This is a genomic window from Streptomyces sp. NPDC059037 (assembly GCF_042740015.1).
Lineage (GTDB): Bacteria > Actinomycetota > Actinomycetes > Streptomycetales > Streptomycetaceae > Streptomyces.
In genome coordinates, this window is record NZ_JBHYIG010000225.1 from 1 (window position 1) to 16,303 (window position 16,303).

The window sequence follows — 16,303 nt, forward strand, 5'->3', positions numbered from 1 at the left end:
CGCGGCCGGGCGCGGTGGCCCGCACCGCGCTGGACCCCGCCCACGCGCGCGTGGTGGTCGCCCCGATGACCGCCGAGGGCGTGGGCGGCACCCGCGTGGTCCTGGACTGGCTGGCCCAACTGCCGCACTCGGCCCTGGCCACCACCGTGGTCGCGCTGTCCGCCAACTCCCCCGACACGACGCTCGATCTGAAGACGGCCGCCGCGCATCTGCGCGAGACCGGGGTGGCCGTGGTCCCCCTCCCCTACGACCGTCATCTGGCCCAAGGAGGCCCCATCCACACCGGCATGCTCGGCCAGAACTCCCGCGACGCCGCCGTCCGGCTGGCCGCCGAGGCGATGGGGCGGGCGGTGCGGGTGCGATGACCCACCGCCTCGTCCACCGCCCGGCCCGCTCCACCCGGCCCCTCTCGGCCACCCCGGAGCGCACCATCGAGCCGCCGCCCAACCTGCCCGAGGGCAAGATGGGCAACGCCGCCACCGCGCTCCTGCCGATGGCGGGCGTCATGGGCTCGGTCGTGATGATGACCGTCATCCGCAACAGCCAGTTCGCCGCCGTCGGCGCGATCGTCCTCGTCTTCGCCCTGCTGGGTGCGGTCGCCCTGTTCCTTTCCCAGCGGGGCAAGGCCCAGCGCACCCGGCGTACCCAGCGTGAGCGCTATCTCGAGTACGTCGAGGAACAGCGCGAGGAACTGGGCGCCGTCGAGCGCGAGTTGAGGCAGCAGGCGCGGGTCCTCAATCCGCCTCCAACAGCGCTGTACGACCTCGTGCGCGACCCGGCACGACTGTGGGAGCGGCGCCGCCTGGACGCGGACTTCCTGCGCGTGCGGTTCGGCACCGGCGACGTACCCGTACAACAGCTCACCATCGGGCAGAACTCCGGCAGCGGCGTGCTGACCCCGCCCGACCCCTTCATGCTCAACGAGGCGCGTGCCCTGCAGCACCGGTTCACCACCGCCACCGACTTCCCCCTCACGGCCCCGCTGGACCGTGCCGGCAACGTCAGCATCATCGGCGAGCGCGAGGACGTGCTCCGGGTGGCCCGCGCCCTGCTGATCCAGGCCGCGGTCACCCACGCGCCCGACGACGTCGCCATCGCCCTCGGCGTACCCGGCGAACGCCTGGAGGAGTGGGAGTGGGCCAAGTGGCTGCCCCATATCCTCGATCCCCAGCAGGACGACGGGCCGGTCGCCGCGCGGCGGATCGCCCCGGACCTCACGCAGCTCGCCCGCCAGTGTGCCCCGGACCTGCGCCGCCGTTCCTCCTACGCCGCCGAAGTACGCCGCGGCCTGTCCGACCGCAACGCCCTGCGGATGAACGACCGGCTCCTCGTCGTCAGTGACTGCCATGGCAGCACGGCCACCGAACTCCCCCGCCCGGACACCGCCGTTGACCTCACCGCCATGGGCGTGACCGTGCTCCACCTCCTTGAGCAGCAGGTCCACGAGCCGGACCAAGTGAGCGTCCGGATCACCGTCGAGGACAACCGCGTCACCGTCGAAGACCTGCGCACCCCCAACGCGACGCCCGGACGCGGAACCACCGACACGGTCAGCGTGCCCGGCGCCGAAGGGCTGGCCCGCATGCTCGCCCCGCTGCGCCTGTCGGCCGAATCCGCCGCCGAGGGCACCCCGATCTCCGGACCCGTCGACTTCCCCACCCTCCTCGGCATCGACGACCCGGCCGCCCTTGACCTCGCACGGCTCTGGGCGCCACGCGGCGAACGCGACTTCCTGCGCGTACCCATCGGGCTCAACGACCGCCACGAACCAGTCCTGTTGGACCTCAAGGAGTCCTCCGAACTGGGTATGGGCCCGCACGGTCTGTGCGTCGGCGCGACCGGATCCGGCAAGAGCGAGCTTCTGCGCACCCTGGTCCTGGCCCTGGTTGCCTCCCACTCCCCAGAGGATCTGGCGCTCGTCCTGGTCGACTACAAGGGCGGCGCCACCTTCGCCCCCTTCACCGAACTCCCGCACGTCGCTGGGGTCATCACCAACCTGGAGAACCAGGCCGGACTCGTCGAGCGCGTCCACACCAGCCTGGCCGGGGAGGTCAAGCGCCGCCAGCAGGTCCTCAAGGACGCGGGCAACGTCGCCGACATCGGCCACTACGCCGCCCTGCGCGCCAAGCAACCAGAGCTGGAAGCCCTGCCGCACCTCTTCGTCGTCATCGACGAATTCGGCGAACTCCTCACCGCCAAGCCCGACTTCATCGACCTGTTCCTCTCCATCGGCCGCATCGGCCGCTCCATCGGCGTCCACCTGCTGCTCTCCAGCCAGCGCATCGAATCGGGCAAGCTGAAGGGCCTGGAGACCTACCTCTCCTACCGGCTCGGCCTGCGCACCTTCTCCGCCGATGAATCACGCACCGTCCTGGACACCACCGACGCCTTCCAGTTGCCGCCGCTGCCGGGCTTCGGCTATCTCAAGGTCGACACATCGACGTACGAACGGTTCAAGGCGGGCTATGTCTCCGGCGCCCACCGAAGCCCGGCCCTGCGCGAACAGACGAACGAGGAACCGCTCGCCTGGCCCTACCCCACCTACAACACGGGCCAGGACCCCACCACCGGCGCGCCGGAAGAACCCTCGATGCGGGAGCGGGAGACCGGCCCGACCGTCCTGACGGCCATGGTCGACCAACTGTGCACAGCCGCCCCGCCCGTGCGCCGCATCTGGCTGCCCCCGCTGCCCTCCGCGATCTCCCTCGATGCCGCCGCCGGGCCCGTGCAGGCCTCGGAGCGCGGACTGCACCTCGCCACCGGCGCGGGCGCCATGCAGATACCCCTGGGCGTCCTCGACGACCCGGCCAAGCAGTGGCAGAAACCCTGGATCCTGGACCTGACCGTCGCCGGCGGCCACGCCGCGCTCATCGGCGGCCCCCAGTCCGGCAAGACGACATTGCTGCGCACGGTCGCGCTCTCCCTGGCCCTGACCCACACCCCGGCCGACGTCGCCGTCTACGGCCTGGACCTGGTCGGCGGCGGCCTCTCCGCCCTTGCCGGGCTGCCGCACGTGGGCGGCATCGCGGGCCGCGCCGACCACGAGCGCGCCACACGCACCGTCGCCGAGGTCCGCGCCCAACTCGCCCTGCGCGAAGAGCTCTTCCGCGAGTACGGGATCGACTCCGTCGACCAACTGCGCCACCTGCGCGGCCAGGGCAAGCTGCCTGAACTGGGCTCCACCGACATCGTCATGCTCATCGACGGATTCGGCGCCCTGCGTGACGAGTTCGCCGAGCTGGACGACACCGTCGCCGACCTCCTCAAGCGCGGCAGCGGCTACGGCATCCACATAGTTGCGGGCATGCTGCGCTGGAACGACGTACGCATCGCCACCCAGTCCATGTTCGGCACCCGCGTCGAACTGCGCCTGAACGACCCCTCGGACTCGAGTGTCGACCGCAAACTGTCCGAGACGCTGACCGCGGACACCCCCGGCCGCGTCCTGACCGACACCAAACTCTTCGCCCAGACCGCCCTGCCCCGCATCGACGGCCAACCGTCCACCGGCGACCTCGGGCCCGCCCTGGAACGCGCCGGGCGTACGTTGCGTGCCAGCTGGCACGGCGAACTCGCCGCACCCGTACGGGTGTTGCCCACCGCCCTCCCTGCCGCGAAACTGCCCTCGCCGACCGCCGAGCCCGCCCGCATCCCGCTCGGCGTCGACCAGGACAACCTCGCCCCCGCCCACCTCGACCTGTTCGGAGGCGACCAGCACCTCCTGGTCCTGGGCGACAACGAATGCGGCAAGACCAACCTGCTCAAGCTCATCACCCAACAGCTCATCGACCGCCACACCGACAAAGACCTGGTCTTCGGCGTCTTCGACCCGCGCCGCGGCCTGCGCGGCGTCGTCCCCGAGCCCTACCGCGGCGGCTACGCCCACAACGCCAAACTCGCCCAGGCCCTCGCCACCGGCATCGCGGGCGAACTGGAGAAGCGCCTCCCCGAGACCGCCGACCCGGACGCCATCGCCGACGGGCCCACCTTCACCGGCCCGCACATCGTGATCCTCGTCGACGACTACGACATCCTCACCACCGCGGGCCAACAACCCCTGGCGCCCTTCCTGCCCTACATCTCCTCCGCCCAGGACATCGGCCTGCACTTCATCGTCACCCGCCGCGTCGCCGGAGCCTCGCGCGCCCTGTACGAGCCCTTCCTCACCACGCTGCGCGAGACCGGCACCACCGCCCTCCTCATGACCGGCGACCGCACCGAGGGACAGCTCTTCCCCGGCCTCTACGCCTCAGCCCAACCCCCGGGCCGCGGCACCCTGATCCGCCGCGGCCGCCGCCACCAGCTCATCCAGACGGCGCTCGCCGCAGAAACCACCACAGACAGCGACACGGAGACCCGCCAGCCGTGACCAAGGACGTCATCGCCCTCACGCCCAAGATGCCCGACGTCAACACCCTGCTCGCCGGGCTCTTCGCGGGCGGCCCCGACCTGGGCGTAGCCAGTGTGAACGAGGGGGCCGTCGTCCAGCTCTGCACACCGGGTGGCCGCCCGCTCGTCTCCGTCGAAGCGCCCCTGCTCATCCATGTCCCCGGCGAGGCACAGCGCCTGCTCGGCACCGAAGTGGCCGCTCCCGACGTCCCGTTCTGGTGGACCGAGGCCCGCGCCTCCACCGCCGTCGAGGAAGGCGAGGGGCTCGCGGGCTCGTTCGCGGGGCGACTGGCCGCGGTACTCGGTGGCACCGTGTGGCCGCCGGAGGCGGCCCACACCGAGGTCGTCCCGCTCACCCCCGAAACCGCCACCGCCACACCGGCACCGGAGTCGGCACCTCCCGCGGTCGACGTCCTCACGGACAAGGCCGCGGTCGTCATCCAGGACCGCCCGGTCGTGGCAATGACCAGCTGGCTGGCTGACGCCCTGCGAACCGCCGCCGACGGTGACCTGGCCCTGCAGATCGTCACCCCACCCCGCGCAAGCCTCACGCTCCCCACCCGCAACGCGCTGCAGGGGCACCCCAACCGCTGGGTCGTCCAGGACCCCGACTGCGGCTACTACGACGGCCTCTCCGGCGCCGAACTCCACTGGCAGGACGGCCACTTCACGCCGGTGAAGTCCGCGGACGGAAAGGCCCGGGTGGCGGAAGCCTTCAAACCCCGGCCCGCCACCGACTCCCCGGACACCCTGGGCGCGCGCCAGCTGGGCCTCTCCCTTCACACGACCCATGCCGCCGATGAACACCTGCTGCTCGGCGGCGCCCTGGAGTCGGCCTGGCAGGCCCTCACCGGCACTTCACCGGCCGGATGGTCCACCGCCGAACCCATCGGCCTGCCCTGGTCCCGACGCCAGATGACCGAACTGGCCCGCACCCGCGCCCAGAAGAACGCCCCCACCTGGCTGACCACCATCGGCACCCCCGACCGCCCGGCCATCGCCACCACCCGCGTCACCCACACCACGGCGGGCATCGAGGAACACATCATCCTCACCCTCGGATACGCCGCCGACGAAACCCCGCCCCTGGACACCCTCACCCCACTCGCCGAGACCCTCGCCACCGAGCACGGCCTGACCTCCATGCTCACCACACTCCGCACCGCCGACGGGGACCTCACCGTCCCGCCCAGGCTCGAAGCCCCGCCCATCCCCCTCTCCTTCACCCTCGGCGCGGACGCCGTGCGCGAGATCGGCCGCACACACGCCCAACACCCCCAGGCCGGCGCCCGCCCCGCCCAACTCGGCCCTGCAGCCCGGCCCGCGTTCCACTACGCCCTGGGAGACGGCACCGACGCGACCGCCTGGACCGCACTCCAGCAGCTCACCCAGCACCTCAAAGCCGCCCCGGGATCTGCCAGGGCACCCCGGTGAACCAAGGAAACCAGGGAACACCGGGCCACCCCACTCATCACCTACCCAGAGAGTCGCCCATGCCGGAGGAATCCCCTCTGATCCAAAGCCTGCGCACAGCCGTCGCGGCGGCCCCCAGTGACGTTCCTCTGCGGGTGCACCTCGCAGAGCTGCTGCTGGACGCGGGTCACCACGATGCGGCTGTCACGGAGGCGGCCGTCGCGCTACAGCACGCACCGGGCGATCCGCTCGTACGCGACCTCATGACCCGCGCCATGAGCCCCTCCAGTACATCCGCACCCCCGCAGAACGTCACACCCCAACCCGCACAAGCCCCGACGTCCCCGCCGCACCAGGCAGCAGGGGCCAGCCCCCGTACCGGCTCCACGCATGACAAGAATGCCCTCTACCTACGGACCATTTACCGTCAAGCGTATTCTCCGACCCCGGCGAGTTGAGGGAACTCAATTCAGTCGTCAAGCGTTTTCTGCGCCTCAACCTTGCCTGGCGCTAGTGAGGGTCGCACCAAGCCGAGGTTGAGCCCCCCTCCAAGTTGCGTCAGGACGCCCCCTTTGGGCCGGACGTGCCACCCCGACAACAGATGAGATCAACAACTGCCGATCACCTCCACTCCGTACAGATCCAGTCCGGACCGCCCCGGGGGCAGTAGTTCAAAGGCCCGCCACCTACCAATTTTGGTAGATGGCGGGCCTTGACATCTACGTCTGACATCAGCGGGGGCGGTCACTGACGACCGGGGCGTCTCTTCGTGAGCAGTCGGTCCATGTGGCTTTTGGCCTCGCGCTTGGGTGTCCTGGACGACGTGGGCTCCATGACCAGGTAGCCCGCAGCCGTGGGGCCGTTGAGCCGCCAGGTGCGCGGAGACCTCCATCCGATGACGAGCCGGTTCCTGAGGTCACCATTCGCCCGGAGACGACCCGTTCGAGCGTCCGGAGAACGCCGTCGTTCGAGACCTCACCGCGGTTCTCCACGACCGGCCAGAGGGGCCCGGTCGCAGCCCTCGCGGACGAACACAACCCAGATGCGCGGCGGGACTGCGGGGAAGATCCGGGGCTTCGACGACTGCTGGCTCGTGTACTCCAGGATCTCGTCGTCCGACGAGGCCGCGTGGATGCCCTACAGGCCGGTGTCCCCGTGCTCCTTCACGAATGCGTGCCGGATCACCTGAGCATCCGCGAGGTCAATGCCGGCGCTGCGCAGGATCAGTTCGAGCGTGAGCCTCATCCCGGCGTCAGCGCTCCGAACGCGTCGCGGAAGTCCTCCGCATCGACTTCCACTTCGCTTTCCGGCCCGTACTGATAGCTGATCATGCGAACCCTGGCTTTTTCAGTGCGGTTGTAGAAGTAGCTCGTGTACTGAGCATTGCGCGGAGACGCGCGGAGCTGGACGAACTGGCTAAGGCGCAGCGGAGCCTGCGATCCATCTCGCACCAGGTATAGCTCGCCGTCGAGCATGGCGTCGCCCACCCGGAAGTCCTTGGTGACAAACGGGGAGCGAGTACCGACCGCAACCTCTGCGGCTTGGACATAGCCATCGTGCCTGCGCTTGGCACTCCCTGCACGGACGAGGAAAAGCTGCGCCCAGACGTTGCCGAGAAGCCCGCGAAGCTCGCGAAGGTCCGAGACCAGGGAATCGACTCTTACTCTCCGCTCCTCCTCGGACGTGTGGCCTCCGTGGCCGCGCCACCGATTGCGCTTGACGTTCAGATCTTTGAACTTGCTGACGACGCCCTTCGACATCAGACGCTCGATCGCGGATTCACCGAGGTCACCGAACGCCGCGCGAATGCGCGCAACCTCGTCCGAGTCACCGCTCTCGAGAGCACGACGAAGGTTCTTGGAGGTCCTCTCCAGGATGACCACCCAGGTCCCGAACGAGGCCCGCTCGATGCCAATGTGCTGATCGCGCAAAGCCCGACGGATGGCGGCTTCGACCTCGGCGCTACTGCCCGGATCACTTCGGCCGGCAGACAGCAGCACCGTCGCGTGAAAGATTACGAGGGCCTCCCAAGCATGGAGGTACGCCTCTAGCCGGTCGCCGAGTGAAGTCGCCGTTTCAGCGGTCCACAGCGCCGATGCGACGGGAAAGGGAAGCTGCTCGAACCATGCGGCGAGCGAGTCGTCGAACGCGTTTGCGATCTTGCTCACCACCTCCCCCGCATTCTCGGGCGATTCCCAAACGCTTTCTCGCTGGCTGCTGAGCTCGGCCTGGAACGAGGCGAGTCGCTCGTCCGCTGAAGCGAGCGCGAGCTGCGTCGCCTTTCCAGGCACCGGAACGATGAGCTCGTCGGCCCAGCGCATCAACGAATTGGTATTCGATCTCAGCGCCTTCACATGCGTGCCCGAGCTGCTGGCGTCGATCGCCCTGCGTCGGCTCGAGATCCCCAGCTCCGAGTTGAGCCAAGCAGTCAAGAAGTCCGGCTCGACCAGATCGCCTGCGAGCCGGATCGAGAGGACCCGACCTTTGGTCTCACTGTCGGGCACCTCAGCCGAGGCCTTCCCGTCTCGAGTTGTCGGGATGAACAGCTGCCCCTCGCGGGCTTCTTGGATCGGTTCCATGACCTTTTCTGGGGCAGCCGCAATGAGGCCGCTCAGGCGTCGACTCGACCACCCCTTATCATGAATGTCTTTCAGCAGTTCCCGAGCGTCGTCCCCGAAAATGCGGCTGGGGTCGAGGTCATAGATCTCGCGCGGCTCCTCGTCGACCGACACATCGGAACCCGGACCGTAGCGAGATTCCAGGAGCTGGGCGTCTACCGCCGTGTCGCCGTACGTCGCGAGACGCCACGTGAGCAGGTGCCCCTCACTGGAGCGTCGCGAGAGCCGCGCTTCCCTGCGGATGAACTTCTGAAGCACGATGCTCCGGTTGCGGGGTCCATGCTTTCCCGTCCTCAGAGCAGACTCGAGCTCGCGAAACGCGGAGTCCGGCATCGTCCGCTGCCGATGCTCGGTGGTGAACTGCGTCTGCAGATCAGCGATCATCGCCTTGCCTCGTCCAGCTTCGCCAGATCTGTTGGTGAAAGTCAGGAGGTACAAGGGTAAGGATGTGTTCGGTGCCAGGCCCTCGGGCAGCCGCGTCACCGACTCGAGCAGACCGGCTTCCAAAATGCGTCGCCTGACGGCACCGCTGGCACCGCCCGCGCTTAGCGCGCTGGGGCTGGCCAGAGCTGCGACGCGTCCTCCCCCCTCTGCGGCCGGACGCAGCTTCTCCAGCGCCAAAGAGATGAAGAGCCACGTGCTGTCGGAGCTCTGCGGGACGCCGAACCCGAAAGCACCCTCGCGCCGACGAGACTCGACCTGCTGCGCTGACCTCGCCCAGTGCAGGCCCCACGGCGCATCGACGATCACCAGATCGGCTGCGAAGGCCTCGAACTCATCGTGCTCCAGCGTGTTCCCGACAGCGAGCTCGACGTCGGGAACATCCTCGAAGCGGTGCCGACTCGCCGACACCACAGCCTCGTTAATGTCCTGGCCGCGATACCGGACCCGCATTCCGGCCGACCTTAGCGCTTCTACAAGGAGGGAGCCAGCGAAGCCGGTACCGGCCGCGGGATCCCAGATGTCGACGGACGAAAGGCTCGGATCCAGGCGACTTAGGCACCCGACGGCGAGGGCGCGAGCCAAGGAGGGGCTCGTGGTCCATTCCCCGAGGTCGCTGCGGTCTTTGCCGGAATACGGTGAGCCCTTGGAGCTCTGGAAAACGTATCGAACCGCCAAATGGGCGTCTCTCATGAGGCCGACGCAATCTGAGGCGCGGCGCTTGCCTCACATGTTCCAAGCAGAGTCACTTCAACTCCAGTTTCAGCCCCAGCACTTGGGCAATCTTTGCGATGGTCGCGGTCGGGACGTCGTTCAATAGTTCTCCCGCACGTACTCGTACGTGCGGTCGAACAGCTCGCCCTTGATCGGCAAGCTGTACTCCCTCAGGACGGAACGCAGCTCGCGACGGACGCGTTTGTCACCCACGTCGCTCGCGCTCCAACCGGCATAGACGACCTCGACGACGATCGAGTCGATCCGCGAGGCTATATCGGGGACGATCTTGTGCAGCCCGGGCGGCGTGTTCTCCGCGACGATCTGAGTGAGCGCCCCACGCTTCGGATCGGCCAGCCGGTCGAGCGCCCCCTGGTCGCCCCGTTCCGCTGCCCGGTCCGCGGCGACCACGTCCTGAGCGATCTTCAGCGCTTCCTCGAGGAACGCCAGCGAGTCCTCGACGTTCTCGATCGCCTTGGCACGAAGCTTCTCGATCCGCTCCGCCAGCGACCGGTACGCCGGGCTCTCGGTATCGGCGAGCCGACGCCTGAGGCGCGCCTCGATGGAGTCGAGGACCTCCTGGTACACGTCATCGGCTTTCGACTCTGGCATCTGCTGCTCGGAGAGCTTCAGCTGCTCGGCGATCTTCTTGACCAGTGCCAGGCCGGCAGCGTCGAGCGTGACTGTCTTCGACGGCATCGACTTCACGCCCACATCGGTCATGTGACTGTGAATCAGGTCAGTGGTCTTCGCGCCGAGACGTGCCCAGAGAAACGTCTTGGAGACGTCCTTGGGCCGGATCGACTCGTACACCTTCGCGAGCCAGAAGTACTGCCCCTTGAATGGCCGAAGCATCGGGTGCGGGTCGAGGAACTCCCACACCGTCTGCAGCGCGACGTAGGTCTCGATGAACTCGGTGCGCTGCGCGCCACCCTCGGGGATCCGCTCATGAGCCTCGGCGAGCGACTCAAACGACGAGTCACTGGTGTCGATGCCGTCGAACAGATGCAGCAGACGCGTGAGGTCAGCGACGAACTTCCCCGCCAGCTTGGAGGCGTCGGTGACGTTGAGCTCGTCCGCTTCGTCGTCCTTCACCTTCGGGCCGACGACTGCCTTGCCGATGGCTTTCGCGAGCCCGATGTAGTCGACGACCCGCCCGAAGTCCTTGCGCTGACCGGTGACAGGGTTCTTCCACGGACGGTTGGGACGCGTGATCGTCTGGAACAGGTTCGTGTCCTTGGCGGGCTTGTCGAGATACAGCACGCCCTCGATGGGCGCGTTGAAGCCGGTCATCCACTTCGCGGTGACGACGATGAACGACATCGGGTCATCGACCTTCTTGAAGCGGCGCTTGAGCGCCTCCTCCTGCTCCGGAGTGAGCAGGTGCTTCTTGTGCTCCTTGGGGGTCGCCTTGCTGTCGGCGACGTGCATCACCACACCGACCTCACGGAGTCGTCCGTCCGGCATGACTGCAGCACGGCGCTCCAGCTCGGCCTCGATGGCCCTGGTGTACGCGATCACAAGGCGCTGGTTGTAGGCCACGACCTGAGCCTTCTGCCCCAGAGGCGCGACATAGGTAAGGAAGTGGTCGACGATGTCGGCACACACAGCAGCCACACGCTCGGGCTTGGAGAGGATCGTCTCGATGTGAGAAGCCTTCCCCGACAGGAAGACCTTCTCCTCCTCGTCCAGGTCCTCCTCCGTCGCCAGCTCGTCGAAGGCCTCGTCCAAAGCTTCCTTGTCGAGGTTGAACCTGACAGACCGGCCCTCCACGATCACTGGCTTGGTGAACCCATCGGCGATGGATTGCTCCGGCGTGTACCGCGACATCACAAAGTCCGGGTCGTCAGGGTCGCCGAACAGCTTGAACGTCGAACGGTCCTTGTCCTTGATCGCGGTACCCGTCGCGCCGAAGAACTTCGCGTTCGGCACCGCCGCGCGCCACGCGTCGCCGAACTTCCCCTCCTGCGAGCGGTGCGCCTCGTCGACGAGGACCACGATGTTCGACCGGTTGTTCAGGTGGCCGGCCTCAGCGAACTTGTGCACCGTCGTGATGACCACGCCCGGCTCACCGCTGCGCAGCAGAGCGTGCAGCTCGCGCCGGTTGCGGGGCACCGTCATCCGCGGCATGCCGGCAGTCTCGAACATCTCCGCCGTCTGCCGGACCAGATCCTTGCGGTCGGCGATCACAATGACCGTCGGTGCGCTCCCGAACTTCTTCGTCACCGCGTCGTCCCGCAGCAGACGGGCGGCGGTGAACGCCATGAGTTCGGTCTTGCCCGATCCCTGGTGGTGCCAGATCAGTCCGCCAGGACGGCCTGCGAGCACCTTGGCGTGGATCGCCAGTGCCGCCTCGAACTGCGGGTAACGAGGCAAGAACTTGATGTCGGCCTCGGAGGCGTCCCGAGCGTGACGGAACATCACCAGGTCCTTGAGGATCGGCAGGATCGTCTCCGGCCGCAGCAGCAAGCGCGCGGCCCGCTCGACACGAGCCGGGCCCGTGACTGTTTTGGGGTCGTCCTCAGTGGATCCCCACGGGGCCCAGATCTCGGAGTCGGGGTCCGGGACCGCACGGACCGGGGCCATGCGGAACTCCAGGCCCTCGGTGGCGACGTTGAAGACGTTCGTCGCGAAGAAGTTCGGGTACTCCTCCTCGTACACGTCGTGAAGGTCCTTCGCGGCGTTGACCCACGAGACCTGATGCTTCACAGGCGTCTTGGTCTCGGCAACGACCAGCGGGAACCCGTTGACGTAGTAGACGACGTCGAACCGGCGCGGTTTGGCGGCACCGTTTACGGTGACCTCGTCGGCGACGGTGAAGCGGTTGTTGTTGAGGTCTTTGAAGTCGATCAGCCGACGAGGCACATGCCTACCGTCGATCGTCGTGAACGAGTGGTCGCCACGAAGCATCACGGTCAGCCGCTCGTTGGCCGCAACGAGACCGTTGTGCGCATCGAGGACCGCCTGATTGAGCTCATGCAGAACAAGGTCCGCCGACTCAGGGTCGTCGACCAGCTCCGGGTTTAACGCGAGCAACGCTTCGCGTACCCAATCCTCGACGATGACGTCATGCTCATCGCGCGGCAACTCGTCCCCTTGGAAACGCCCCCAACCAGCCTCCTCCGCCCACTCGAGCAGCGAACGCTGGATCGTGCTCGCTTCCGTCCACCCCATGTCAGGACACCTCCTCAAGCAGAGCGTCGTACGCCTCCGGGATCTCGATTTCCTGGTTGAGGAGGGAGGCAAGGAGCGCGGAGCGGAAAGCGCGGAGATTGCCGAGCTCCAGATCCAGGTCTTCTACTGCGAACGCGACAGCATCACAGTGCTGAACGTACTTGGACTGATCCTCAAGTGACGGGATCGGCAGGCGCAGAGAACCCAAAAGGGCCTTATTGATCTTCCTCATCGATGCGGTCCCGCGCGCTGATGCTGTGATAGTTGAGCGCACAGACGGGGAACACAGCAGATGCGCCAGAAACGTCGCCTGGCAGACTTCGGGCTTTGTTTGGATTCGCCAGATAAGGTCAGGCAGGTAGGTCTGGGGGGGGTACATTTCGCGCGATGGTGGCATACCCGACGCGATCGAATGAACCACTGGCTCTAGTGATCAGGAGGTCACCCTCTGCCACTAGGTGAGCATTGGTGTAACCCGTCAGGTCAACAAGTCGCTTCGCTTCGGAGGCCACGAAAGCGCCCAATTGGATTGCACTCAGTTTCAGGACAGCCGACTCTCCAGTTCGCGGCTTATCATCCGAAGCCTGAACGCTCTTTCCGCCTTGGATTCTGGAAACAATGCTGCGTAGATCGTGTTCCGTACCTTCCGGATGCGCGTTGCGAACGAGTGCCAGCAATGAGGCTGCCTTCTGCTTCTCGACATCCAACCCGTCAATCTGCGCGTCTACCGCTGCCATGACATCGAGGATGCGGAACTGCTCCGACAAGGACGGGAGAGCGACTTCAATCGTCAAGAAGTCAGCGGGCTTGACCCGTTCACGCCTGCCGCCCATGCCGGTCGACAACGCCTGCAGTTGCTCCCACAGTCGTTTTGTGGTCGTAAGCAGTCGGAAGTATTCGGGAAGCATTCGCTCGCCACACGTGAACGTCGGGAACTCTTGCGACGCGTAGACCTCGCCCAGATCGTTCGGAGCAACGGTGATCGCTCCTTCGAACGCCTTCAAGCGGCTGTAGACGATCTGGTTCGGCCGGATGAGATTCAGCGTCTTGTACGAGGTCTCATCGCCAGCGATCGGTTCCCGGAACAACAGGCCCCGACCACGGTTCAAGACACCGACGATGTCGTAGGAGTCCGTCGCCGTGATGGGGACCGCGTCGACGTCCAGCGCGATGACCTCGCCGAGCCGGACCCGCTCCCACTCACTCACTGGACACCCCGAACACGCTCAGGTCGACGCCTGCCGCTGCGAGCCGCTCGAACATGACAGCCTCGGTGCCGATGCGGTGCTGCCGGGCGTCGGCATACGCCACGAGCGCGGTGCCCAGATCGGCGGTCTCTTCTGCAGCGACCTTGATGTAGCGGCCGACGTTCAGGTCGAAGCCGTTCTGCTCGATCTCCTCGAACGGCACCAGCCGGACGTCCGCACCGCCTTCACGCGCTGAGTCGCTGCCTGCCTGGTATGCCTCGATGACAGCTCTGACGTCATCCTCGGACATCACGTTCTGCTTCTTGCCCTTTGTGAACCCCGCCGAGCCGTCGATGAAGAGCACGTGATCCTTGCGCTCAACTGGCTTCTGGTCGCGGAAGATCAATAGGCATGCCGGGATTTCGGTCGAATAAAACAGCTTGGGCGGCAGCCCGACGACGGCTTCCAGAACGTCCTTCTCGATGAGGCCCCGGCGGATCTTCGCCTCCGCGCCTCCGCGGAACAGCACGCCGTGGGGCATCACCACGCCGACACGACCGGATCCAGGCTTCATCGACGAGACCATGTGCTGGACGAAGGCGTAGTCGCCGTTCTTCGCTGGCGGCACGCCGCAGATGGCTCGCGGATCCGAGGACCAGCGGTCCGCTCCCCAATTCGCCAGCGAGAAGGGCGGGTTGGCAATCACGGTGTCGAAGTGGCGGACCGCGCCGTTGGGGGCCTTGAACGCCGGAGCGCGGAGGGTGTCTCCGCGCTTGATGTCGAAGTCCTCGATCTCGTGCAGGAACAGGTTCATCCGGGCGATCGAGGCCGTCGTCAGGTTGATCTCCTGGCCGTACGCCCTGAGCGTGCGGTGGTCTTTGCCGGACTCGCGCAGCTGGTTGATCGTCGCGACAAGCATCCCGCCGGAGCCGCAGGACGGGTCGTAGACGGACTCGCCCGGCTCAGGCTGGAGGATCCCGACGAGCAGGTTCACGACCTCACGGGGCGTGAAGAACTCGCCGGCCTTTTTGCCCGACTCGTCGGCGAAGTTCTTCAGCAAGTACTCGTAGCCCGCGCCGAGCAGGTCGTGCGAGACCGTCGACGGGTCGAGCCTGATCTTGTTGAACGCTCGGATGAGCCCCAGCAGGGCCGACTCCGGGATGCGCTCCTGGTTGCCCCACGAGGCGTCGCCGAAGACGCCGGCGAGCGAGCGGGGGTTGGCCTTTTCGATTCGCTGGAAAGTCTTCGCGATCTCCGCACCGAGGTTGGTGAACTTCTCGGTGACCTCGCTCCATAGCGTGCCCTCGGGCAGCTCGAACCGGTGGAAGTCGGCCTCGATCTCGTCGTCGAGGTCGTCGCCGTAGGCATCGAACGCCGCGTCGTGCTCGTGGACCCAGGTGTCGCTGATCCACTTCCAGAACAGCATGGGGAAGACGTAGGTCTTGAAGTCTGCCGGGTCGACGGGGCCGCGGAGCGCGTTCGCGGCGTTCCACAGCCGGGATTCGAGCTCGTGCTGGGTGATCGTCACAGAGATGAGGTCCTTCGTTGAAGACGGTGCCCCGATTATGGAGGAGGGCACTGACATTTCGGGAGTCCGATACGGCAAGCAGCAGCGACCTGCAGACGACGACCAGCACCCACGCTCCGAACCGAGCGCGATCGCGGACACACTGAGACTGGATCTTTGCGTCTCCGCGTCTGAGTCACAGCGTATGAGACGGACCTTCTCCTCGGAGCTGAACATCAAACGCTCAGCCTCAGAGGGCTGGTCAGATGACTCGAGGGAGCTACTCCCAAGGACCGGAACCCCACGACGTCACCCGACCCGCGTCTTCGACAGATGCCCCGGCCTGGTCACCGTAAGCGAATCTCCCCAGGTCACACGGGTTGCGCCACGAACAGCCCTGTCAAAGACCAGCCGCAGCGAGCAAACTGGCTCAGACTCGGCAGGGCCCCTCGACTCCATCAAGTACCCCCAGCAGCCCCCAAGATCAACGCACGCCCAATGCACAACCAAGCGGGAATTCCCGGGAACACCCCAGCTCAGCCGGGCACACCCCGCAAAACAGCAAACGGCCCCTCCCCGGGAAAACCCCCAGGTCAGGGCCGTAAAAGCAGACGAGTCGGGCTGTACGCCGGAGTTTAGCCCTGGGGAGGGGTGACCTCGGGTGATGGGGCGGGCAGGGTGCCTGAGCTGCGGATACGGCGTTTCGCATGCGGCCGCCTTTTGTCCGCCCGCACTCCCCCAGCGCTCCCCGAAATCCCCAGTGACTCCGCGGGAAACGCGGGGAAACGGCCCCCGCCTAAGGGTTGTCCCGTAAATGATCTTCAGTCGGATGGAGTTGGGGGATGCCCGTGGTTGGTGCG

General features: G+C 66.7%; 7 protein-coding genes and 2 pseudogenes. 5 read left to right on the forward strand and 4 right to left on the reverse strand.

Going from position 1 to position 16,303, the window contains the following annotated elements:
* The 4 genes and pseudogenes from ACFWY6_RS33745 to ACFWY6_RS33760 all read left to right on the forward strand — a co-directional run.
* Positions 1-365: pseudogene (locus tag ACFWY6_RS33745) on the forward strand (type VII secretion protein); the annotation flags it as partial.
* Positions 362-4,369, forward strand: a complete 4,008-nt coding sequence (gene eccCa, locus ACFWY6_RS33750) for a type VII secretion protein EccCa (protein WP_384698663.1) — start codon at positions 362-364, stop codon at positions 4,367-4,369. The pseudogene ACFWY6_RS33745 and the gene eccCa, both read left to right, overlap by 4 nt.
* Positions 4,366-5,823: a DUF6177 family protein gene (locus ACFWY6_RS33755; RefSeq protein ID WP_384698667.1), complete on the forward strand. Its 1,458-nt coding sequence runs from the start codon at positions 4,366-4,368 to the stop codon at positions 5,821-5,823. The genes eccCa and ACFWY6_RS33755 overlap by 4 nt, the downstream gene beginning before the upstream one ends.
* A gap of 59 nt (positions 5,824-5,882) precedes the next feature.
* Positions 5,883-6,167: pseudogene (locus ACFWY6_RS33760) on the forward strand (tetratricopeptide repeat protein); the annotation flags it as partial.
* A gap of 876 nt (positions 6,168-7,043) precedes the next feature.
* Here ACFWY6_RS33760 and ACFWY6_RS33765 read toward each other — a convergent pair.
* Both ACFWY6_RS33765 and ACFWY6_RS33770 read right to left on the reverse strand, forming a co-directional pair.
* Positions 7,044-9,554 (reverse strand): class I SAM-dependent DNA methyltransferase, encoded by a 2,511-nt coding sequence (locus tag ACFWY6_RS33765; RefSeq protein WP_384698669.1) that lies wholly within the window; start codon positions 9,552-9,554, stop codon positions 7,044-7,046.
* A 120-nt stretch (positions 9,555-9,674) separates the two neighbouring features.
* The gene (locus ACFWY6_RS33770; protein WP_384698672.1) at positions 9,675-12,749 is read right to left on the reverse strand and encodes a type I restriction endonuclease subunit R; all 3,075 of its coding nucleotides are present in this window, start codon (positions 12,747-12,749) and stop codon (positions 9,675-9,677) included.
* Here ACFWY6_RS33770 and ACFWY6_RS33775 point away from each other — a divergent pair.
* Positions 12,748-12,930, forward strand: a complete 183-nt coding sequence (locus ACFWY6_RS33775) for a hypothetical protein (RefSeq protein WP_384698675.1) — start codon at positions 12,748-12,750, stop codon at positions 12,928-12,930. The genes ACFWY6_RS33770 and ACFWY6_RS33775 overlap by 2 nt on opposite strands.
* Positions 12,931-13,099: 169 nt before the next feature.
* Here ACFWY6_RS33775 and ACFWY6_RS33780 read toward each other — a convergent pair whose 3' ends face one another.
* Together ACFWY6_RS33780 and ACFWY6_RS33785 are read right to left on the reverse strand one after the other, a co-directional pair.
* Positions 13,100-13,957, reverse strand: a complete 858-nt coding sequence (locus ACFWY6_RS33780; RefSeq protein ID WP_384698678.1) for a restriction endonuclease subunit S — start codon at positions 13,955-13,957, stop codon at positions 13,100-13,102.
* A complete protein-coding gene (locus tag ACFWY6_RS33785; RefSeq protein ID WP_384698681.1) occupies positions 13,950-15,605 on the reverse strand; it encodes an N-6 DNA methylase in 1,656 nt (551 codons plus the stop codon). Before ACFWY6_RS33785 ends, ACFWY6_RS33780 begins: the two co-directional genes overlap by 8 nt.
* Positions 15,606-16,303: the final 698 nt, after the last annotated feature.

What these genes read in the sequence shown, in the direction of transcription:
- eccCa (WP_384698663.1), top strand. Translation starts at nt 362, where the DNA reads ATGACCCACCGCCTCGTCCACCGCCCGGCCCGCTCCACCCGGCCCCTC.
- ACFWY6_RS33765 (WP_384698669.1), bottom strand. Translation starts at nt 9,554, where the DNA reads ATGAGAGACGCCCATTTGGCGGTTCGATACGTTTTCCAGAGCTCCAAG.
- ACFWY6_RS33770 (WP_384698672.1), bottom strand. Translation starts at nt 12,749, where the DNA reads ATGGGGTGGACGGAAGCGAGCACGATCCAGCGTTCGCTGCTCGAGTGG.
- ACFWY6_RS33775 (WP_384698675.1), top strand. Translation starts at nt 12,748, where the DNA reads ATGTCAGGACACCTCCTCAAGCAGAGCGTCGTACGCCTCCGGGATCTC.